The following is a 21,576-nucleotide window of genomic DNA, read 5'->3' as shown; positions in this document are numbered from 1 at the left end:
GGACTTGGAGGGCCGTCAGTCGGTCGGCAGCAGGACGCCGGGGTTGAGCAGACCGTCCGGGTCCAGCCGTCGTTTGACGGCGCGCAGCGCCGCGACCCCGAGGTCGGAGGCCTCCCTCACGTACCAGTCGCGGTGGTCGGTGCCGACCGCGTGGTGGTGGGTGATCGTGCCACCTGCGGCGAGAATCGCCTCGTTGGCGGCGTGCTTGGCACGCATCCAGTGCGCCACCGGCTCCTCGCCCTGGGCCGAGACAACGGTGAAGTACAGCGAAGCGCCGTTTTCATAGACGTGCGAGATGTGGCACATGACCAGGGGTGGAGTGCCGTTCTCGGTGAGCGTGGCGGTCAGCGCCTCGCGCACGGCCGCGTACAGGTCGGGAAGCCGCGACCAGTAGGTGGCCGTCTCCAGGGTCTCGGCGAAAGCGCCCGCTTCCAGGAGCGAGTCGCGCAGGTACGGTGCCGCATAGCGGCCACGGGCCCAACGCTCACCTGGTTCGTCACCCATGAACTCGCCGCCGCATTCGACGAGTACAACCGCACAGGCCGCGCGGCGCTGCGTGGTCTCCTCCTCGGTGCCCTCGAAGCCGACCACGGCCAGACATCCCGCACTCTGCCGCTCCGGGGTGAGGCTGATCGCTTCGGGGTGGGCCAGGCCGATCAGCGTCTCGGTTTCGTCGGAAAGCCTGAGAACGGTAGGACGCGGGCCGTCCTGGGCGAGTCGGCGCAGCGCCGCAGTGCCCTGGTCGAAGGAGTCGAAGCGCCAGGCTGTGTAGCGGCGTGTCTGCGGGACAGGCCGGACACGGACGGTCACGGAGGTGATGACCCCGAAGGCACCCTCTGAGCCGAGCAGCAGCTGCCGCAGGTCCGGACCGGCGGCCGAGCGGGGTGCCCGGCCGGTGTCGAGGGTGCCTTCGGGGGTGGCGAGGGTAAGACCCAGGACCATCTCGTCGAAGCGGCCGTAGCCTGCGGAGGCTTGCCCGCTGGAGCGCGTCGCGGCGAAGCCGCCGATGGTGGCCCATTCGTAGGACTGGGGGAAGTGCCCCAGGGTGAATCCGTGTCGGGACAGCAGGGCCTCGGCCTCGGGTGCGCGCAGGCCGGGCTGCAGGGTGGCGGTTCGCGAGATGGGGTCGAGGTCGAGCAGGCGGTTCATGTGCCGCAGGTCCAGGGCGATGAAGGACGCCCGGGGGGTGGGGGCGAGTCCTCCGACGACGGAGGTTCCGCCGCCGAACGGGACCACGGCGATACGGTGTTCAGCGCAGACGCGGAGCACGGCGAGCACCTCGTCGTGGCTCTGTGGGAGTGCGACTGCCGCCGGGGCGTCGGTGGTGTCGGCGGCGCGGATACGGAGCAGGTCAGGGGTGGACTTGCCCCGGGTGTGCCGGACGCGGCTCTCCGTGTCCGTGCGGACGCTCTCCGCCCGGTCGCCGAGTGCCGCTTGCAGGGCGTGAAGCGGAGTTCCTTCCAGTGCGGGCGTGGAGACTTTGATCTCCTCCAGCCGGACCGATGCCGCGGGTTGCGGCTTGACGCCGAGCCAGTCGCGAAGCAGCCCTGTGACGGTGTCGGGCAGCGGCGTCGCCCTGGCGGGGTCACCCCAGCCGTTCCACAGCATGTCCATGCCTGTCGTCCTCACCGGTCGTCGGAGTTGCCGCTGGAGCGGCTCTGCCCGTTACACTGTTACACATGACGCCTAACCGTCACAACCGCTCGGCCCAGCAGAGATCCTCCGGCAGCGACGTGGTCCTCGACGCCGTCCGCGACTGCGTCCTCGCCGTCGGAGTACGCAGGACGACCATGACCGACGTCGCACGCCGCGCGAACATCTCACGGATGACGCTCTACCGGCGCTGGCCCGATGTCCGCTCCTTGGTCGGCGATCTGATGACGCGGGAATGGATCGCGGTCGCGACCGGAGCCATGCCCGAGAACCGGCCGGAGCTGGGCACGCGCCCGCCCTTGGTCGACGGTCTCCTGGCGGGTGTGAAAGCCTTCCGTGCCCACCCGCTCTTCCAGAAGATCGTCGACGTGGACCCCGAACTCCTCCTGCCCTACGTGCTGGACCGGCGTGGCGCGAGTCAGGAAGCCTTGCTGGAGTTGCTCACAGGAGCACTGCGGGAGGGGCACGCGGACGGCTCGGTACGCGAGGCACCCGCCGAACTACAGGCCCGGACAGTGCTGTTGATCCTCCAGTCCTTCGCCCTGTCCCTGCGCACCATGACCGAGGAGGACGACGAATCGCTCACCGCCGACGCACTTCTCGCCGAGCTGCGCACCATCCTGGAGAGGACCCTCGCCCCATGAGCCAGACCACCGTTGCGGCCCGGGGGCCATCCCTCTCCGCCGCCCGACGTACCCGTGAGCTGTCCGAGGCCGCCGACGGCCGCGTAGTGGACGTGCTGGTCGTCGGGCTCGGCGCGACCGGTGCGGGCGCGGCCCTGGACGCCGCCGCCCGGGGTCTTGACGTCGTCGCCGTCGACGCCCACGACCTGGCGTTCGGGACCTCACGCTGGAGCTCCAAGCTCATCCACGGCGGGCTGCGCTACCTGGCCTCGGCACAGTTCGACGTCGCCCACGAAAGCGCTGTCGAGCGCGGTGTCCTGATGGAGCGGACTGCGCCCCACTTGGTGCGCGCCCAGCCGTTCGTGTTGCCTCTGACCGGACTCGTCTCGCGCGGCCAGGCCGCCCTGGCCTGGGCCGGCTTCCAGGCCGGCGACGTCCTGCGGCTCTCGGCCCGCACAGCCCGTGCCACGCTACCCGCGCCGCGCCGGCTCTCCCCGGTCGAGACCCGGCACCTTGCTCCGGCATTGCGCTCCGGAGGGCTGCGTGGCGGCCTTCTGTCCTGGGACGGACGACTCGCCGACGACGCCCGCCTGGTGGCCGCCCTGGCCCGTACCGCCGCCGCGCAGGGCGCCCGCGTACTGACCCGTGTCCGGGCCCTGGAACTCACCGCGTCCGGTGCCCGCATACGCGACGAACTCACCGGCGAGGAGGGCGAGATCCGAGCCCGCGCGGTCATCAACGCAGCCGGCGTGTGGGCCGGCGACCTCGTCGACGGCATCCGGATCCGGCCCTCCCGCGGCACCCACATCGTCCTGAGCTCGGAGCACATCGGCCCGCTCCCCGCCGGCCTGCACATCCCCATCCCCGGCGAGACCAACCGCTTCGTCCTCGTCCTCCCCCAGGACGACGGCCGCATCTACGTCGGGCTCACCGACGAACCCCTGGACGGGCCCATCCCCGACGTGCCCGAGGTCCCGGAGACGGACATCGGTTTCCTGCTGGACGTTCTCGGCTCCGTACTGGACGTTCCCGTCCGCCGCAGTGACGTGGTCGGCGCCTTCGCAGGCCTGCGCCCCTTGCTGGACACCACCCCCACCTCACACGCCGGCACCGCCCCACGCACAGCCGACATCTCCCGCCGACACGCCGTGTTGATCTCAGCGGACGGTGTGATCAGCATCGTCGGTGGCAAGCTCACGACCTACCGTCGGATGGCCGAGGACGCCGTGAACGCCGCGGTCGACGCACGCGGTCTGGCCGCCGGCTCCTCCCCCACCGCCAGGCTCCCCCTGGTGGGCGCCGCACCCCCGCGAACGCTCGCCACTCTGCGCGCGCCCCGTCGCCTCGTGCAGCGCTACGGCACCGAGGCACCGGCAGTGCACGCGTTGGCCGTGCAGGAGCCACGGCTGGGCGAGCCCGTCGTCCCAGGCCATCCCGTCACCGCCGCGGAGTTGCTGTGGGCACTGCGGCACGAGGGCGCCTTGGACGAGGCCGACCTCCTCGACCGGCGTACGCGCATCGGGCTGATCCCGGCCGAGCGGGCCGAAGCCCTGGAGACAGTGCGCCGTCTGGTCAGCGAGGCTCTCGGCACAGGACATTGAAGCCGGAGCCGGCGACATGCCCTGCCCGGCCGCCGATCCGCCCGGCAGGGTGACACGGCCGCTTCACGCGCGGGGTCGTCGCCGAGCGCCGGTTCGGCAAACCGGTCCGGGCGGCGACGAGGTTCGGCGCGGTACCGACTTCCTGGTAGGCGAGGTTCCCTTCTCCAGGCATGTCGGGCTGGAGGCGGCCAGCCCCCCTTCCGGTACCGGCGAGCGAGTCGTCGGCGTCAGGGCGCAGGACGACCGGTACGGGGAGGGGCGGGGTCGGCGGTGCTTGCCCCGTGCGCTCAGGCCCTCAGGCTCTCAGGCTCTCAGGCTCTCAGGCTCTCAGGCCGCGATCGTCGTCGAGCGGGCGGCGGCGAATCTCCTCCGCTCTCGTGTGCACCGCATCGGCGGCGTCGGCCCTCGTACGGGCGGGCCCCCGAGGAGTATGTGGGGCCCGGAGGCGACGAGGGTGGAACCGGAAGCACCCGCCCTCACGGCCCACGGCCGCGAGCACCTGTCGTCCGTGGCCGCCGAACTCTACGAACGACCACGCAAGGCACTCGACCGGGGCCCAGCCGAGCGCTCACCAAGCTCCCGGCCTCAGCCACAAGGCCCAGAGCCGTCCGGGCACTGGACCTCATGGCTGCTGCGGAGCCCTCGCCAAGATGGGGTACGCCCCCGTACGGCGGACGACTCCGTCCGGTTGCGGGCGGAGGCAGTTGTGGCGCGCCGTCACTCCGCCTTCGCCTTGCGTCCCTTGCCCGCAAGGGGCGCAGCCGCTTCATCGACGACTGCGCCCCAGGTCACCACCGTTCACACGGCGGCGGCTACGACGAGAGACGCATGGGCCGCGGGCATGGTGCGGTCGGGTGACCCCGCCCGGGGCCGGGCGGGGTCAGTGGTGTCGGGCGTCACTGTGCCAGGAGATGCGTGCGGGTGCTCCACAGAGCTCCGCCTCTGCCGTCGCCTCCGGTGACCTTGTAGATGACGAAGTTGCCGTCGTTCTGCAGCACGGCGAAGGCGCCGGGGCTGACGGTGTTGCTGTTCCACAGGAACCTGTTGTAGGCGTCGTAGATGACGAGGTTGCCGTCCGTCTGCATCTTGGCGTACGCGCCCGGGTGGCCGTGGGTACCGGTGGCCCAGATGGCCTTGCCGTCACGCAGGCGGTACATGACCAGGTTCCCGTCGCTCTGCATGACCAGGCGGGTGAGGTTTGCCTGCTTCGACCAGCCCGCCTTGAGGGTGGTACCGCCGGGGATGTGCCCCGCCGGGAAGTCCCAGCCGCAGTCGACGAGTTCCTGATAGGTCATCGGGCGTTGCATCCACCTGATGTTGCTGTGCCAGCCCTCTTCCCCTTCCTGGGCGGGGGTCCGGATGGTGTCGTGGACGGCCCAGTAGTAGTGGCCCTTCTTGGGCGAGTCGTAATGGGTCCTCCAGTAGCCGGAGTACTCGTGCATCACCTGAGCTCGTTCGACCCAGCCTGTGTAGCCGGGTGGTACGTCTTGGTTCCAGGTGTCCGCATACGAGACCGACCTCATCCACTGACGTTCGTACTTCGTCTCGATGCTGGCCTCGAAGATTTCGGGGATCCCGCCCGACACCTTGATCGCGACACCCCAGGTGTCGCTGGTGCCCGTTGTCTGAGACCAGGTCAGCGAGCGACGCTGAGGCACGCTTGTGCAGTTCGCTGCATAGCCCGAGACCCTGCGGTGATTGTCCAGATACGTCCTGGATTGGATGGCTTGCTCACCCGGACCGCTGCTCCCCGGTTCCCAGGTGGTGTCTCCGAAGGTGCACTTCCCCAGACCCGAGTCACAGTCGGCCATGATCTCCGCGCGCGAGAGCGACCCCTCATGATGCGCTGATGACGACGTCGCCAGGCTAACCACCATCGCGCACGAGGCGGTTACCAGCGTCACTGTCTGCCCAGCCCGTCTCCACATCCGATTTTTTGGCATTGCATTCCATCCCGTTCAACGGTGGAGGTGAGCGAGTGGCCATCCCTCGTTCTCCTGAAGGCGCTCGCCCTGAGATGCGCATGAGAATGTCATGAAAGACAGCCATGACCAGAGGTCTGCCGCGTAAGGACTTTTTACAGCTGTGCCGGAGCACGCCGAGAACTCGAACACGGACGGGATTGCGGATAATCCTGCGGGGCTCGGCAGACGAACATGAGACAAGATCGGACACAGCCCCGATTGCGACACGCGACCCTCCACCCACGCCGCCTCGTGTCCGATGGAGCTGAGGCACATCGAGCTCTTCGCCGGCGCGGCGCAACGGCACTGTGTCGCGTACGGACGGACGCCGGGCCCGAACTACCCCAACTCCCATGCAGGTTGGTTGATCATGCGGGGCAGACCGCATGGCCCTCGCCCGAAACCGAGGTCAAGGCTGTACCGCAAAACCCCCGGCAAGGACCACCCCGCTGTCACTCAGCAGCGTCGCAGACGACTCACCCGCAACGGGGCGCCCAGGGTGTCGGTGTCGGCCCGCTGGCCGGCGGCGGGGGTGTACAGCTGCGTCTGGCTGCCCATGCTGGCGACGTGGCGCTTGGAGCGCGTGGGCCGCGCCCCGCCTGAACTCCCGGCCCACCCTCCGCAAAGCCATGTACAGCCGGATCAAGTGTTGTGCCGTTGCGACCAGGACAACTGCGGGTTGGCCATGTTCGCCGCGATTTCTACGCTATGGCCTGGCAACACGGCATCGTTGCGGCGACCTGCTTGCAGCAGACGGTGGGTGGGCCAACGCTCGCAGCCGCGCCGCAGATCAAGAGATCACCACATCCTCAACGGCTCGCGCCGCGAGTCTGCTCGCCGCCGACTGCCCCAGCGGAGTCTTCCGTTGAGAGAGCCGGTCTCCGCCCTGCCCCGCAGGGGCTTCGTCACCGTCACTTCCTCCCACTGAAGCCGAGGCATCCATGAAGGAGTTGCGATGAACATCTACCGCGCTGCTGCCGCTGCCCTGGTCGCCGCCGCATCTGCTGTCTTCTTCCCCGGCGCCGCCTTCGCCCACGTCAGCGTGCAGCCGCAGGGCGAGGCTGCCAAGGGCGGCTACGCGACCATCAACTTCGAGGTTCCCAGCGAGCGGGACAGCGCCTCGACCGTCAAGCTCGAGGTCTTTCTGCCCACCGAGCACCCGCTGGCATCCGTGATGCCGCAGCCGGTGCCCGGATGGAAGGTCGAGGTCGCCAAGGCGAAACTGGACAAGCCGCTCCAGGTGAATGGCAGCCAGGTCGGCGAGGCTGCATCCAAGGTCACCTGGACCGCGGACGGCTCGAAGATCGGCCCCGGCCAGTTCCAGCAATTCGCGCTGTCGATCGGCCGACTGCCCGAGGACACCGATCAGATGGTTTTCAAGGCTGTTCAGACGTACGACAACAAGGAGAGAGTGGCGTGGTTCGAGGAGCCGACCAGGAGCGGCGAAGAGCCCGCATCCCCTGCTCCGGTACTGAAGCTCTCCGCGGCGACCGACGGCCAACACGGCGGGGGCGCGCACCGCGAGTCCGCAGCCTCCTCGATCGACAGCAGTGACGTCACGGCGCGCGTCCTGGGCATCGTCGGCATCGTCGTCGGTGCCGCGGGTATGGCGTTCGGTGTCCTCGCAGGCCGTCGGCGCAGCTCCTGAAGCCTTCGGCCCTTCATGGTGCAGGATTCAAGGTCCGCAGCTTCTCGGTTCGCTGTACGGCTTGGATGCTGTCCAGCCTGGTGGCATCGCGGACCCACCGGAGTCGGCCGATGGCGTCGACCTACCGGAGGTCCTCCACGCTCCGGATCGTCCATCCGATCCCGTCAATGGACACATATTCCCGGTGTGCTGCAGCAGTGTGGAGGTATGCGTACCGTACCCCTACCTGGATACGACGGCGCCGCCCCAGCCAACCCTGCCTGCGCTCCATGATGATGGGCATGACCCCAGCCCTGGTGACACTTCGCCAGCCATACGGCCTCAGCTCCCGCGCCCGCTCCACCGCCTCCCTGACCCGATTGGGGAAAAGGGTTTCGTCATCGTCCGGCAGCTGAATCTCATCGAGCCAGTCACGATCCACCGATCAAGCAAGCCACAGCCGCACTTGACCGTCAACCACTCTGTCGCCGATGCGGGCCCGACCGGTGCGCCGAAGCACTCAGCACGCAGACGACTCGATCAGCGGACTGATCAGCCCAGCTCAACGACCCACGAACCGATGAAACGCAGCGAACGGTGACAGTAGCACCGGGCGCAGGCCCAGCGGATCAGCGCGCAGCCGTTCAGTTGGACACTTCCCAGATCGCGACAGCGGAGGGGGTGGGGCCGACGGGGAAGGTGGCGGTGACGGCGTTGGTGGCGGGGTCGATCACTGAGAGGGTGCCGTCTGTGTAATTGCCGACATAGACGGCGGAGCCGTCCGGGCTGACCGCCACACTCACAGGGCTATTGCCGACTTGTACGGTCGTGGTGGTGTTGCCGGAGCCTGGGTTGATCGCGGTTACGCTCTGCGAACCGCTGTTGGCGACGTAGGCGTTGGCGCCATCGACCGGGTCGGCCGCCACGCCCCAAGGCCCCTCGCCGACCTGGATGGTGCCGGTGACGGTGTTGGTGGCGGGGTCGATCACCGAAACCGAACCATTGTCGTTGCCATCGCCGGTATTGGTGACGTAGACGTTCTGAGGGCTGACGGCCACCCCGTGAGGGTTGTCGCCGACGGAGACGGTGGCGGTGACCTTGTTGGTGGCGGGGTCGATCACCGACACATTGTCTGAGTCCTGGTTGACGACGTAGACGTTCTGCCCCACTGCCACCCCATCAGGGCCCATGTCCTTGTTGTCGTCCTTGCTGAGTTGGATGGTGTCGGTGATGGTGTTGGTGGCGGGGTCGATCACCGACACACTGTTCGTGCCGGAGTTGGTCACGTAGACGTGGGAGCCATCCGGACTGACCGCCACGCCTTGAGACAGGGCGGGATGCTTGTCGCTCGGCAGCCTGATGGTGTCGGTGACTGTGTTGGTGGCGGGGTCGATCACCGACACACTGTCCGACTCCATGTTGGCCACGTAGACGCGGGAGCCATCCGGGCTGACCGCCACGCTCTGAGGGTCCATACCGACGGGGATCTTGGCGGTGACGGCGCCGGTGGCGGTGTTGACCACCGACACCGTGCCCTCGCCGTCGAGACCGCCACTTGCGACGTAGGCGAAGGTACCGGTCTGGGCTTGCGCGGTGGCGGGTGTGGCCATGGCAAGGGGGACGGCCACCCCGACCAGCACTGCGATCCCGGCGAGCCAAGTCCGCGCCAGCATCCACCAGGATCCGCCGCGCTCACGGCCTCGTAGGGGGACCCGACCCGCTTCGGGCACAACAGGGGACTCACTGGGCTTCGGAATCACGAGAAACTCCTTGTCGATCAAGCAAAAACTCCATGTCAGCGGTTTTCCCGGGCCCGAGGCGAGGGGGCCGGCCTCGGGGCTCGCCAGCCTGACGACCGGGTGCTGCCCGAAACAGGCGCACCCGCGGACGTACTTCCAGTCTCCGCTCCCCCGCCTCAGCCGGAACGGCCGATCGGACCACCCCGCGGGGGAGCGAGCGGGAGGAGTCTGCGCATGCGCTGTCCGCCTACCTCGATCTGGTCGCGCTCAAGCGGGTCGCTGACGCCGGCTCCGCCGAGGCACTGGAGAAAGCCGCCGAGGTGGGCAGCGGCTGGCCCCTCGCAGAGGCCGCGCCGCAGCGAGAGCGCAAGTGCAGCGGCGCCGGGTGCCCCTGCCGCGTGGCATGCAGCGACCGGCACCTCCCCCGGCCGCACCCGCCCCAGAAAGAGAGGGCTGAGCTGCGCCCTGAAGCCGTGCTGCGTCTCAACGCGGAGAAGTTCCCGCCCGGCTTGCCGTTGAGCCTGTGGCGGGCGTCCAGGAAGTCCGGGGGCGGATTCGCAGGAGAGCCATGGGGGACGCGGGCCACTATGCTGGAAGGAGCGAGGAGGAGGCCCCTGCGCAAGCACTGCGCCCGCCCTCCATCGGGGCCGTGCGTACGACTCCTCGACGGAAGCGATTCGGTCAGAAGCGGTTGCCGCAGGCGACATCGGCGCTGCAAACCTGGGGGTCGGCAGGACCCGCCGTCCCGTCATTGCTGCATGACGTCGATGGTTCGCTCCACTCTGCCGTCGCGCACGAGCCTGCTCGTCGCCGACATACCGAGCCGTTGCTGCTGCCTGGCCTCGTCCGGCGGCGATCGTGAACCAAATCGTGAGCACCCTCCCGGCAAGCGCGGGGTCGCCCTGGGGGCCGTCGGCGTACGCCGTCACGGATGTGGTGGGACGCCGCCCTCGCCCGTGCCGACAGGATCCGGTTGCTGATTTCCGCACGGGCCATGACGTTCACGGTGGCCACGCGAGCTGAGTGGTCGAGTGCATCCTTCAGCAAATTCGGTGCGATGCCGGACAGGCGGGGAAGCGGACCCCGGCCGGGCGACGCGCATCGATGGCTGCGCCCGGTAGGCGGTGCCGACATCGACGGGCGTTGTGGGGGCCCAGGGAGGCGGACCGGTGCCGTTTGAAGGTCGCCGACGGCGTGCCGGTCGTCGAGGGCGCCGTCCCACACGCCCCCGACGCCTTGTTCTCGGCGGCGGCACCGGTCACGGGCACACCGGGCGCCCGGTGGTGCAGGCCGGGCGGCCGGGAGTGCGCCCGTCAGGGCTGCGGGGTGGTCGGCTACCAGGTGACGGGCAGGGTTTCGGGGCCGCGGATGAGTCCTTTGCGCTGCCAGCGCATCTGCTCCGGCAGCACGGCCAGTTGGAGGTCGGGGAAACGGGCCAGGAGACTGGTGACGGTCATCTCCAGTTCCAGACGGGCGAGTGAGGCGCCGATGCAGTGGTGCACGCCGTGCCCGAACGCCAAGTGAGCTGTGGGGGGTCGGTCGAAGTCGAGGGTGTCGGGCTGGGGGAAGACCTGGGGGTCACGGTTGGCGCTGAGGTACGAGGCATACACGACTTCGCCGGCGCGGATGGTGACGTCGCCGAGGGTGACGTCCTCCTGGGCGACACGTGGCAGGCCCACTCCGTTGCGGTGGGGGATGTAGCGCAGTAGTTCGTCGACCGCGCGGGGGATGAGTTCGGGCTCTTTTCTGAGTCGGGCGAGGTGGTGGGGGTGTGTGAGCAGGGCGTACATCATGTTGGCGCTGTTGTTGCGTACGGCGTGGGCGCCACTGACCTGGATGGCGGTGGTGACGGAGACGGCTTCTTCCTGGTTCATCTCGCCGCTGTCCATCGCTTCGGCGAGCACGGTTGCCAGGTCCTCGCGGGGTTCGCTGCGGCGCTGCTGCAGCAGTTGGAGGATGTAAGCGGTCAGTTCGGCCTTGGCCGCCTGGCTGCGTTGTGGACCCGGCCCGGCGGACAGGACCAGGTCGGGCCAGGCTGCCAGCTGTGCTCTGTCGTGTTCGGGGATGCCGATCAGGTCGCTGACCACGGCGAGAGGGAAAGGCCCGTGGAAGAGTTCCATGAGGTCGGCGGGAGGACCGTGCTTTTCGACCTCGTCGAGCAGGCGGTCGGCGGTCGCCTGGGCCACGGGCCGCAGCCGCTTCATGCTCTGCGAGGTGAACACCTTGGCGACGATTCTCTTCATGCGAGTGTGGTCGGGCGGGTCGGTGTAGTTCAGCCCGGCGTGGGAGGCGACGGTGTGGGCCGTCATCCGGGTGGCTGTCTGCCGGCGGCGGACCAGGGCGCTGCGGCTGAAGCGCGGGTCGGACGTGACCAGCTTGACGTCTTCGTACCTGGTGACCAGCCAGGCGTCTTCGTCGCCGTGCGGCAGCCGAATGCGCCCTACCGGCTCGTCGCGCAGCAGTTCGGTCAGGAGGGGGTCGAACTCCAGGCCGCGCAGGTCTTCCAGTGCCCAGAACCGTGCGGGGGGTGTCTCGGGCTCGCTGGTGGTGTCCGTCATGGCGATGGTCTCCTCGCTGTCGGTGATCAGCCAGGAGCATCTGTTCCCTGCGCGGGCGGAACGTGACAATTTGGCGGGCGAACCAGCCTGAACGGAGGAAACCCGAAGGTCTGCGCCCGAAGGGGGGAACCCAGCTGTGGCGTGCGCACCCCCGCTCGGCTGGTTGAAAACCATACTTAACGGATCACTCGGGTGACACCTGGCCGGGCGGGTGCCACAGGGGTGGGAAGCGGGGCAGGTAGGGCTCGTCCATAGGAGCTCGCACAGGAGACCCAGATGCTCACCACATTCCGCAAGCACCGCGCGCCCGCGGGCGGCCTGCTCGCCACCTCGCTGGTGGTCACCTCGCTGACCGTCGTCGCCCCCTCCGTGGCAGCCGCACCGAACAGCGTGCTGCCCAGCCACCAGTGCACGGTCAACGGAGTTTCCGCTCCTCCTGGCGACATGGTCCGAGGGACGCCTCGCGATGACAGGATCGAGTGTGAGAACGACATCGCCAATGTGACCGTCTGGGGGGCCGGCGGCGACGACAACATCCGGGTGAAGGGCCTGATCATCGACTCCCAGGTCCTCGGCGGTGACGGCAAGGACACCCTTCAGACCAGCCACCTGCTTCCGCGTTCCGGTTCCGCGAGCGTCCGCGGCAACGCGGGCGACGACATCCTCATCGTTGCGACGGTGAGAGGAACGGCCGATCACGGAGCCGCGGTGTACGGAGACATGGGTGACGACAAGATCACGGTCGGCAGCGTGCACGGCGAGCCCGGAGCATACGAGCGCGGCGGCGGCCAGGTCTTCGGCAACGACGGCAATGACCGCATCACCAGCGGAACCATCGATTTCGGCGGCCGGGTGGTCGGCGGCTCGGAGGACGATCTCCTCGAGGCCACAGCAGTCGGCCCCGAGGCCGGCGGCACCGTCCAAGGCGGCCCCGGGCAGGACACCATCAGGGGCACAGGCCACTCCGTGCTGTCGGCCGGACCGGGCTGGGGCGTCGTCGACGGCGGGCTCGGGATCGACGACTGCACGGCCGCGCACGCCGCGCCCGAGCGCGCCCGCAGCACCATCGCCAACTGCCCGTGACCCCGGGCCCCGCAGGGGGCCTGCCGTCCTCTTCAAGTCCTGAGGTGCAACCCGCGGACCCGGACGGGGGTGCCGGGATGCCGGTGCCGGTGCCGGAGACCAAGAGGATGCCGCCGATCGGGATATGCGGACCGGCCAAGTCTCGGTTTCCTTGCCGGTACTGGTGACGTATGCGCGATCGCCGAGCGTTCCGTCGCCAACCGGTGGGATGTTGCCAAGGGGGATGACCGCCACGCGGTCGTTTCGCACCGGGTTGGAGAACGAGACGGTGTCATCGCCGGCATGGACGACGTAGGCGTCGTAGTCGTCGGCCCTGCGCTGCTGCGGGTGTGGCCAGGGTGAGAGGGGCGAGCGGTGCTGTTGGGACGGTCAGGCCGGTGATCCGGGCCGGTACTCGCGTCCGCCGAGATCCATCGGACGGGCCCGATCCGGGGCATTCATGCAGGGGCGCCGGTGATGTCGAGGATGGCAGCGGTGGAGTCGTCAGTACGGGACCTCACGGAGCACGAGGCGTTCGGGAAGGACTTGCCCGGAACGGCCTGGACCGCGAAGTCGAGCGCTACGCCAGCCCGTTGATGTGGATGGCGACGGTTCCGGCGGGATTCCCGTTCTTGTCCAGCAGCGTGTACTGGCCGTTGCCGCCCCCGGGCGCAGCTGTCTGCCACACCTGGTCCGTCCATTTGCCGAGCTCGGCGTTCAACGGGGGGTGCTTGTACCAGTTGGTGTCCTCGACGGCCGACACCTTTGCGATGTATCCGGAGGTGTTGTGGACAGCGACTTCCAAGGGTCGAGGGGAGGCCCTCCGATGAAGATGTCGGCGTTGTTGTGCACCTCGCACGGGATCTCGGGAAGCAGCCCGCCGTCGGGTGCCGTGACGGCGCAGGTGGCGGTGTAGTCCCTGTAACCGTCGGTCGTCAAGTGGACGGAGACCTGGCCGACCGCAGGCCCAGTGAGGCTCCCCTCGGTCAGCTGGTACTGCACGGTTGCCTCGTGGTGGGAGGGCTCGTCCGACCGGATCAGTTCCCAGTCGTTGTCCTTGTCACCGGAATGGGGCGTGAGAAAACCGCCCAGCCCAGCCGACCCGGGTCCCAGCTGGTTCCCGGTCACGGCGATGTCGGGTCCGATTGATCCGGCCGAGTCAGGTGTGCGGGCCGTCCCCGAGCCGGAGGGCCGACGTCCTGGCCGACGGCGTCACGGTGACGGCCGGCCCTGGGAAAGATCCGCTCGAGCGGCCTGCACGGCCTGGCGTGCCGGTGCGTAGCAGGCTTCGACGCTTCTTGCCAGGGATTCGGCATCGCCAAGCCCGCCGCCCGCGGCGAGGTGTTCCAGGTCCTGGCACCGGGGAGCGAGTTGCTCCAGGCCGAACGTAAGACTGTTCGACTTCAGAGTGTGGGCGGCGCGGCGCACGAGCTCCGCATCGTCGTGTCGAAGGCCTTGCCGGATGTCCTCGAGCAGGTGGGGTGAGTCCTTCAGGAACGCATCCATCAGCTGCACCGCGAACTCGGCATCGAGTGAGTCGACCAGTTCCTGCACGGTTGCGGGGTTGAGGACGAGCGCGGCGGTCATGTCGGCCTCCAGTGCTGCCTGTCGGTGTACGTACGGCGTGGCGAACAGCGCGGATGGTGGGGCGCTCCGGGCCTGGGCCGTCGGTCTCGGAGCGGTCTCGAGACCTCCGGTGCGGTGGAGGGCCTGTCGGTTCGGTTCATCATCGCGTCCGCGGGCGCACGCTCTTCGACGACCGGCCGGGTTCCGCGGTACGGACCGAATCCAGTACCTCGCCTGGCGCAGCAGCCGGGGCGAGATGCGGCCGGCAGACAGTCTCGCGGCCGGTGTCGGGGCGGGTGACCGCAGGTCCGGCGACCTCGACACCGTCGAGCTGAGCGCCTTGTCCGGGAAGCCGCTGTCCCGGCGCGTCGGCACCCCTGCCCGACCCCTGGCAGCGGACCCGAAGCCTTGATGGCCCACCCCTGGGGCGGCGTGGCGGCACTGCGTCGCATGCAGAGGGGCAGGGTGCTCGGACGCACTCTCGGCCGGCTCATGCATCACCGCTGCCTGGCCGCGACCACACCCCTCAGCGCCGTAATCCAACTCGCCGCCGTCAAGCTCGCTCATGGACCATGCCTCCGCGTCCTGCCGATTGGTATCCGGGGCGTGCAGGCTTTGGAGGTCAGCCGCCGGGCTGCGGCACAACAGGCACCCGGGGAAGGCTGAGGAACACGTCGAACCACATGCCGCTCGCGATCAGCAAGCCGAGAACACCGAGCGCAAGGCCACCCCAGGCTGCGACGCGCACCCATGGCCCGGCACTTCTCGCCCCGGCCAGCACAACAGCAGCGAGCAGGACGGCAATCAGAGCGAAGGCGCCGTTGACGGCAGCGATGGTGTGCCAAGCCGCACCGAAGATCCGCTCGATCTGCTGAGCCGGACCAACGGTCGAGGAGTTCATCTGGCCGATCAGTCGTTGACGCTCAGACAGTACGGTGCCGACCCAAGTACCGGTGATGGATGCCAGTCCGAGGCCGACGCACACCACAGCTGCCGCGCCCGCCGCAATCCCGGTTTGTCGGCCTACAACCGGTTCGCCAGCCGATTCGCCATCATCCTGTACAGGGTCGGTCATCTCGTCGTCGCCCTCGAGAGGGACGGACATTTCATCCTCGGCGGGCTTGCGGGCCGCGGCTTCCGGGGTGTTTGTGGTATTCATAGATTGATCCCAGACTCTCAAATCCAACAAAAACAATTACGAAAACTCGTCCAATGGGAGAGTCTTGCTGATTTACCATTGCGAAACCGCCAGTCGGACTTCGCTGCTACGTGTGCGGGAAGAACGCATCGAGAACCTCCAAGAATCGGGCGTCCGCAGTCGCCCCTCGCCCCCCCCCGACGACCGGCTCCTGTATGAGCCCGACTATGTGGCCCCGCCGTGCCGCCCTCGCCGCTTGCCGGACCCGCACACCTCAGCTGATCCACTCGGCCCCCGTGAAATGTGTCTCCCTGATGCTGACTTTCGAGACGTACGCGCCGTCCGCGCACTCCAGCTGTTTCAAGATGTCCGCGGCAACGCGGGCCAGCAGTTGCGCCACCGCCTCCACGGTCGGGTTGTGCAGATCAGACGCGAACCCCTCCGCAGGATTCGGGTCCGGGGCACCGAAGCGGAATACCTTGCAGGAATGCTCGGCCAGAAGTGTCACGAGCGGATCCAGCGAGGAAAGCATCGTCCCGTGGTCCAGATGCATGTCTATCCAGGACCGCAACTGATCCCTGAGGCTCCCGAATTCGACAAGGGTGTCCGTGTCTGCGGAGGTTGCAGGTCCGGCGATGGATATCTCTGCCCACCAGGAGTGTCCGTGAAGGCTCCCGCACTTACCCCCTAGGGCCGGGTTTCGATGGGCGGTCTCGAAATTATGCCGGACCGCGACGACACTGTATCCATCTACGGCTGTGGTCATGGTGTATCCCTATGGCTACGTCTGAGTCTCGTCGTGACAGACGGCGAGGCCGGCCCGCACGATGCTCATGGTCTTGGATGAGGGTGTCGTCAACGTCCCTCACGAGTTCCGGGTCAGCGCCCGGAACATCTGGTCGCGAACGTCCTGGCTGGATTCGAACTCCCCGAGGTACTCCGACGTGTGCGTCGACGAATGCTGCTTCGCGACCCCCCGCATCATCATGCACAGATGGAACCCTTCGACGATCACGCCCACACCGCGGGCATGAGTCACGTCCGCCACCGCCTCGGCGATCTGGGCAGTGAGGCGCTCCTGCACCTGAAGCCGGTGGGCGAAAACGTCGACCAGGCGCGGAAGCTTGGACAGCCCGACCACCAAACCGTCGGGCAGATACGAGATCTGCACCCTGCCGTAGAAGGGCAGGATGTGGTGCTCGCACATCGAATAGAACTCGATGTCGCGCACGGTGATCATTCCCCTGGAGGATTCCTTGAAAAGCGCGTCGCCGACCACGGAAAGAGGAGATGCGCCATACCCGTCCGAGAGTGCGGCCCTGCTCGTCCGGACGCGCTGCGGCGTCTTGACAAGACCTTCCCGATCCGGATCATCCCCCATGTGAAGGATGAGGTCACGAATTGCGCCTTCTATGCGTGCGTCTTCCCAAGCGGCCATCGAATTCATCGCCGACGGTGAAGTGGTGGTCATGTGTCATTCCTTGGTGATTTCAGGCAGTGACGGCAATGCTTCACTCCCGGTCTGCGGGCTTTGAAAGTCGCTCGCCGGGGTCCCCTGCAACGTTGCCGGACTCAGTCTCGGTTCTGATCTCGGCTCTGCGCGATGCGCTGTCGCCATCTACGTTGCAACGGCTGCCGTGCGGATGACGTCCCCCAGTCGGGCCCGTTCCCGGTGGACTGTGTCTGGTCGACGAGGCGCGGGCCGGCTGTGTCGGCCGCCCACCATCAGCGTGCACCAGGTGGGGGCCGTGAGGCGCCGTCCCGCCCCGCGGCTCACGGCGACGGGAGGCGGTGCCGGACGGCACGCCGGCACCGTCCGCTTTACGGTAGGTCGCGCAGACGGTGACCAGCCTGCTTCTGGTGGCTGAAGCCGGCGACTCGTCGAACCGAGAGCCGGCCGGCAACAGCAGTCACACAAGCCAGACCGGGTTGGTGAGGGCCACCATCTGGTCCAAGGTGGTGGAGCCCGGCTGCAACCGGCGTACCTCGACCCGAGCGAACCGAGAGGCCTTGCCCCAGCCGGTCCACTCAAGCGTTGCGGAACCATCGCCGCCGATCTTGGTCGATGCCATCACGCCCCACGCCGTGTGCAGGGTGGCAGTCGTGCCCGGCGCACCGCTGATACGAGCCGTCACCCGCACCGACGCGAACGCGGACACGGGCAGTTCCTCCCCGAGCCCCGCGCGTCTGCCCTGCGCCACGGCACTCAGGTCCACCACGACGTTCGCCGACTCGGCAAGGTAAGCAGCGCCACGCCGGACCGCGCCCAGGATCTCAGCCCTGGACAGAGAAGCCGCTCGAACGACCGTCTGCGGCAAGCCGACCACGTCCTGTGGACTGTGGGCGTCGCTGTTGCCGACGGCTGTGATCCTTCGCCCCGCCCGCAGCAGCCCGTCCCAGACCGCGACGGCAGCGGCATCGTCCAGCGTCCACGGCCCGTTCCACACTTCCAGTGCATCCACCTTGTCGAATCCGAACGTCCACAACGAGCCGGGCCCCGGCGTCATGGGGTGCGCGACCACCACCAGTGCGCCGAGGCTGCGCACCCGATCGCTGCGTCGCGCGAAGGCGTTCCTGTCGCCGGGACCGTATCGCCACTCCACCCATTCCGTCGGCGGAAGGCCGACGGCCAGCCAGTGGCCATGCCGGGTGGTGACCTCCTCACCATTGAGGATGAGCAGGTCCGGTCTGGCATGTCTGCCCCAATACAGCGAAGCGGACGAGGTGTTGTGCTCGGTCGAGGCGATGAAGTCCAGTTGACGGTCACGTGCTGCGGCCACGAGTTGACCGGGGCTGCGCCCGCCGTCGGAGTGCTCCGTGTGGAGATGCATGTCCCCGCGGTACCAGGCATACCCGCGTCCAAGGGCTGCCTCCGGGGCCGGATGAGATTGGAAGGAGTCTTCAGACTCTCCGTACTCCAGGGTGATGCGGACCTCCCATTTCATGCCCTTGGGGTGGTAGACGATCGGGCCCAGCGCCACCGACCACAGACCTGCGGTGATCGCGCCGGGCACGTATCCAGGGGTGGCGTCCGACGGTGACACCGTGAAGTCCTGCCGTGCTCCACCGGACCATCCTCGAAAGCCCATGGGCCCGAAGAGCCCGAGGTCCAGCACGTTGCTCATGACACCCGGCACAACCACAAATGCTTCGAAGGACGCGCTCACCGAGATACGACGGACTCCCTCTGGCACGTTGAACTCCACCGAGGCCCACTGGTCGAACCCGAAGGGAGAGTGTCCTCGGTGCGTCAGAGTCACCCGCTGACCCGGCTTCCTGCCGCCGTCGGATGTCTGGGCGGCGGCAGTCGTCGTCGCCGGGACCGTGGCCGCAAGCCCACCCGCGAGGAGTGCGGCGCCCCTCAGCAGAATGTCGCGGCGCTTCGTCGCCGAGGAGTTGTCACGAAGGTGGCGTTCATCATCGGAACGATGCAGCACTGTGCCCTCCCTGTGGCGGACGGGGGCGCCGGCCATGCACACGGCACCTGCGCGTTTTCCTCAGTGGCGACTCATCGGCTGGGCAACAGCAGCGTGGCGCGGACGCGAGGATCCGCTGGTCAGCCCTTGGCCGACCATGGCCGACCCATGGTGGCGACGGCCACGAAATCAGCGCTCCGCAGACCAGGCCGGTTGCCCGGCCGGCGCGTGCGGCAACCAGCGCCATGCTGAGCGTTCATGGGCGGCGATCGAGTCCATTCACCCTCCCGAGAACGCCGTCTGACATGGGCCTGTCATGGCAATACACCCAAACACCCCCTTGGCGTGCGCATACGACCATGACGCCAGATTGATGTCAATGCCCGCGCTGTGCAAGGCAGTTGGACCCGGCCGGGAATTTCACATGCCGAGGTGGCCGGACTCCCCGAAACACGAGACCGCCTGGGAGGCGGGAAGGTGAGGTCTATCGTTTCTGCCAGACCCGCGGTCGGCCACCTCGAAGATCGGATGCCAGATGCTTGCTGCGGCCCGGGGACTCGGCCGCGCGCATCTCCATGCAGTTGAGGATGACGACCTGCTCGTCAAGGCCGAGTTCGCCGGCGATCTGGCACAGAAGCTCGTCGGCCGCCCTGATGACTTGCCGCTGCGACTGTGAGCGGTCTCCTCCCGGGCCGGCGGGAAACGAGCTGCGGCTTGCCGCGGCAAAGGCTGACCGACAAGGTCAAGGGGTGTACACGTCCGCCGACGTCGTGGCGCCGCCGGCGACCAGGACCTTGCCGTCCTTCAGCAGCACCGACGCTCCGCCCTGGTGGTTGGCGGGCATCCGGCCGGCGTCGGTCCACGTGCCGGTGGCGGGGTCATACAGCTCCGACGTGTAGGGGGTGGATGATTGCGACCCGTTGCCGCCGGCGACCAGAACCCGGCCGTCGGGCAGCAGTGTCGCGCTATACCAGTAGCGGGCCTGGGCCATGGTGCCGGTAGAGGTCCACTCCTTGGTCGTGGGGTTGTACAGTTCCGCGGCCGCATTGGGTCCGCCCTGGCCCGTGTTGCCGCCCGCCACGAGGACCTTGCCGTCCTTCAGCAGCGTCGCCGTCCCGTAGCCGTGCGGGGAACTCATGTCGTCGGTAGCCGTCCACGTGCCGGTGCTCGGGTGGTACAGCTCCGCTGACCTCGTATAGCCGTCATAGTCCTTTCCGCCGGCGACCAGCACCTGGCCGTCCGGCAACAGCGTGGCCGTCGCCCCCTCACGCTGGACGGACATGCTGCTGGTGGATTTCCATTCGCGGGTGCCCGGGTCGTACAGCTGCGCCGACGACGTGTCCTCGCCGCCGGCGACCAGCACCTTGCCGTCCTTCAGCAGCGTTGCGGTCGGCTCTCCCCACAGGGGGGTGCTCATCCTGCCGGTGTCGGTCCACTGGCGGGTGGCGGGGTCGTACAGCTGCGCATGCCCATCCCCGTCCGTGCTTGCGACGAGGACCTTGCCGTCCTTCAGCAGGGTCGCCGTCCCCCACTTCGGGGTGCCGGCGTCGCCGGTGGCCGTCCACCGTCCGGTGGAGGGGGCGCACAACTGCGGCTGGGCGCCTCCGCCCGTGACGAGGACCTCGCCGTTGCCCGGCAGTGTCGCCCTCGTACCGTCCTTTGTCTTGAACGGCATCTGGCCGGTGGAAGTCCAGGTGCCTTGGCTTCGGATCTGGGCGGTCGCGGCGGCCGGAGCGGCGGCGCCGGCGGCAGAACCGTGGGCCCCGGTGGCGGCGCTGGCCGGGGCCGTGAAGGCGAAGCCGCCCGCCAGGGCGCCGACCGTGGCCAGCGCCGCGACCAGCACGCGACCTCTGCAGGCACGGCGCGGTCTGGGCACGACAGCAGACACGGTGGGCTCCGGGATCGCGGAAGTCTCCTTGTCGAACATGCGTAAGTCTCCTTGTCAGGGTGCCCCGGCAGCCACGGTCGGCGTGTGGTCGGCCTGTGGTCGGATCGAGGCACAGACGGCCCGGGGCGAGGGCGGAGCCGGCTCGGGCAACCACGAGCGTGCAGCCCGGGTGCGGCCGAGACGGGCGCTCCCTATGTACCTTCAAGTCTGGCGCGATCTGCCCTCGACCAGAACAACCGATCGGGCGACCCGTTGGAGGAAGGCCGCCGCGGCGGCTGCTCCGGGCGGCGTGGGCGGTGATCTCCGTCGGTGCCGAGGGGGTGCGGGTGAGGATCATCGACACCGCCTCTGGGAGAGCCGACGGCGACATCCCCGTCGGCGAGGCCCCTGGAGCTGTGACGACCGGGCGGGGGTCGATGCCGTGGGCCATCCCAAGCTGTCCGGCATCCGGCTGGACCGCCCAGGAGACGCCGGTCGGTGATGCTCGCCACCACGGGCCGAGCAGGCCGACGCTGCGCACGCCGTAGCCGCGCCGAACGCTCGGACGGCGCGGCCCGGAGGTGTCGGGAACAGTGCGGTCACGGGTGGCGCGGGGCCGGCCGTAGTGGTGCCGGAGGCCGTGCTGCTGGTCACCAGGCCCATCCTGGCGGCCGTGACCGGGCCGCGGGCCGGCTCGCCGACATCCCACTCGGGCGTCCTCTCGGGCTCCAGCAGTATGGCCGGGGACCAAGGAGCTCGCCG

16 protein-coding genes are annotated in these 21,576 nt (G+C 68.4%); 5 read left to right on the top strand and 11 right to left on the bottom strand.

Annotated features, from left to right (window positions below):
* Positions 1-15: 15 nt before the first annotated feature.
* On the bottom strand, positions 16-1,614 hold the full coding sequence (locus tag ACIGAQ_RS08540) for an FAD-binding oxidoreductase (RefSeq protein ID WP_399780298.1): 1,599 nt from the start codon (positions 1,612-1,614) through the stop codon (positions 16-18).
* Positions 1,615-1,679: 65 nt separating this feature from the next.
* Between ACIGAQ_RS08540 and ACIGAQ_RS08535 the strand changes: the two genes are divergently transcribed.
* Positions 1,680-2,297, top strand: a complete 618-nt coding sequence (locus ACIGAQ_RS08535) for a TetR/AcrR family transcriptional regulator (RefSeq protein ID WP_399780295.1) — start codon at positions 1,680-1,682, stop codon at positions 2,295-2,297.
* Positions 2,294-3,877 carry a glycerol-3-phosphate dehydrogenase/oxidase gene (locus ACIGAQ_RS08530; protein ID WP_399780292.1) on the top strand — a complete coding sequence of 528 codons (1,584 nt, stop codon included), beginning with the start codon at positions 2,294-2,296 and terminating at the stop codon, positions 3,875-3,877. Before ACIGAQ_RS08535 ends, ACIGAQ_RS08530 begins: the two co-directional genes overlap by 4 nt.
* An 896-nt stretch (positions 3,878-4,773) precedes the next feature.
* Here ACIGAQ_RS08530 and ACIGAQ_RS08525 read toward each other — a convergent pair.
* Positions 4,774-5,535: a hypothetical protein gene (locus ACIGAQ_RS08525; RefSeq protein ID WP_399780288.1), complete on the bottom strand. Its 762-nt coding sequence runs from the start codon at positions 5,533-5,535 to the stop codon at positions 4,774-4,776.
* 1,261 nt (positions 5,536-6,796) lie between these two features.
* On the opposite strand from ACIGAQ_RS08525, the gene ACIGAQ_RS08520 reads away from it, so the two are divergent.
* Positions 6,797-7,489, top strand: coding sequence for a YcnI family protein (locus ACIGAQ_RS08520; RefSeq protein ID WP_399780285.1), 693 nt, complete (start codon positions 6,797-6,799; stop codon positions 7,487-7,489).
* Between the two features lie 623 nt (positions 7,490-8,112).
* Here the strand turns inward: ACIGAQ_RS08520 and ACIGAQ_RS08515 are convergent.
* Together ACIGAQ_RS08515 and ACIGAQ_RS08510 are read right to left on the bottom strand one after the other, a co-directional pair.
* Positions 8,113-9,249, bottom strand: coding sequence for a glutaminyl-peptide cyclotransferase (locus tag ACIGAQ_RS08515; protein WP_399780282.1), 1,137 nt, complete (start codon positions 9,247-9,249; stop codon positions 8,113-8,115).
* A gap of 1,292 nt (positions 9,250-10,541) precedes the next feature.
* Complete coding sequence (locus ACIGAQ_RS08510; protein ID WP_399780279.1) at positions 10,542-11,765, bottom strand: cytochrome P450; 1,224 nt, start codon at positions 11,763-11,765, stop codon at positions 10,542-10,544.
* Positions 11,766-12,041: 276 nt separating this feature from the next.
* Here ACIGAQ_RS08510 and ACIGAQ_RS08505 point away from each other — a divergent pair, with 276 nt between their 5' ends.
* A complete protein-coding gene (locus tag ACIGAQ_RS08505) occupies positions 12,042-12,848 on the top strand; it encodes a hypothetical protein (protein ID WP_399780276.1) in 807 nt (268 codons plus the stop codon).
* 559 nt (positions 12,849-13,407) lie between these two features.
* On the opposite strand, the gene ACIGAQ_RS08500 is transcribed toward ACIGAQ_RS08505, so the two are convergent.
* The 6 genes from ACIGAQ_RS08500 to ACIGAQ_RS08475 form a co-directional block, all read right to left on the bottom strand.
* Positions 13,408-13,632 carry a hypothetical protein gene (locus ACIGAQ_RS08500; RefSeq protein ID WP_399780273.1) on the bottom strand — a complete coding sequence of 75 codons (225 nt, stop codon included), beginning with the start codon at positions 13,630-13,632 and terminating at the stop codon, positions 13,408-13,410.
* Between the two features lie 407 nt (positions 13,633-14,039).
* Positions 14,040-14,414: an Hpt domain-containing protein gene (locus ACIGAQ_RS08495; protein ID WP_399780270.1), complete on the bottom strand. Its 375-nt coding sequence runs from the start codon at positions 14,412-14,414 to the stop codon at positions 14,040-14,042.
* Between the two features lie 601 nt (positions 14,415-15,015).
* Positions 15,016-15,552, bottom strand: coding sequence for a hypothetical protein (locus ACIGAQ_RS08490; RefSeq protein ID WP_399780268.1), 537 nt, complete (start codon positions 15,550-15,552; stop codon positions 15,016-15,018).
* A 253-nt stretch (positions 15,553-15,805) separates the two neighbouring features.
* Complete coding sequence (locus ACIGAQ_RS08485) at positions 15,806-16,297, bottom strand: 6-pyruvoyl trahydropterin synthase family protein (protein WP_399780264.1); 492 nt, start codon at positions 16,295-16,297, stop codon at positions 15,806-15,808.
* Between the two features lie 99 nt (positions 16,298-16,396).
* Complete coding sequence (gene folE / locus ACIGAQ_RS08480; protein WP_399780261.1) at positions 16,397-17,002, bottom strand: GTP cyclohydrolase I FolE; 606 nt, start codon at positions 17,000-17,002, stop codon at positions 16,397-16,399.
* 439 nt (positions 17,003-17,441) lie between these two features.
* Positions 17,442-18,968 (bottom strand): CehA/McbA family metallohydrolase, encoded by a 1,527-nt coding sequence (locus ACIGAQ_RS08475; protein ID WP_399780258.1) that lies wholly within the window; start codon positions 18,966-18,968, stop codon positions 17,442-17,444.
* Between the two features lie 514 nt (positions 18,969-19,482).
* Here ACIGAQ_RS08475 and ACIGAQ_RS08470 point away from each other — a divergent pair.
* Positions 19,483-19,623 (top strand): hypothetical protein, encoded by a 141-nt coding sequence (locus tag ACIGAQ_RS08470; protein WP_399780255.1) that lies wholly within the window; start codon positions 19,483-19,485, stop codon positions 19,621-19,623.
* Between the two features lie 66 nt (positions 19,624-19,689).
* Here ACIGAQ_RS08470 and ACIGAQ_RS08465 read toward each other — a convergent pair whose 3' ends face one another.
* Entirely contained in the window at positions 19,690-20,874 is a 1,185-nt protein-coding gene (locus ACIGAQ_RS08465) for a Kelch repeat-containing protein (RefSeq protein WP_399780252.1), read from the bottom strand.
* Between the last annotated feature and the right edge of the window lie 702 nt (positions 20,875-21,576).

Origin of the sequence: Streptomyces sp. NPDC085932, assembly GCF_044540525.1 — a bacterium.
In the GTDB taxonomy this organism is placed as follows: Bacteria; Actinomycetota; Actinomycetes; order Streptomycetales; family Streptomycetaceae; genus Streptomyces; species Streptomyces levis.
The sequence above is the reverse complement of the archived record's forward strand: the minus strand, read 5'-3'. Positions and strand labels throughout refer to the sequence as shown.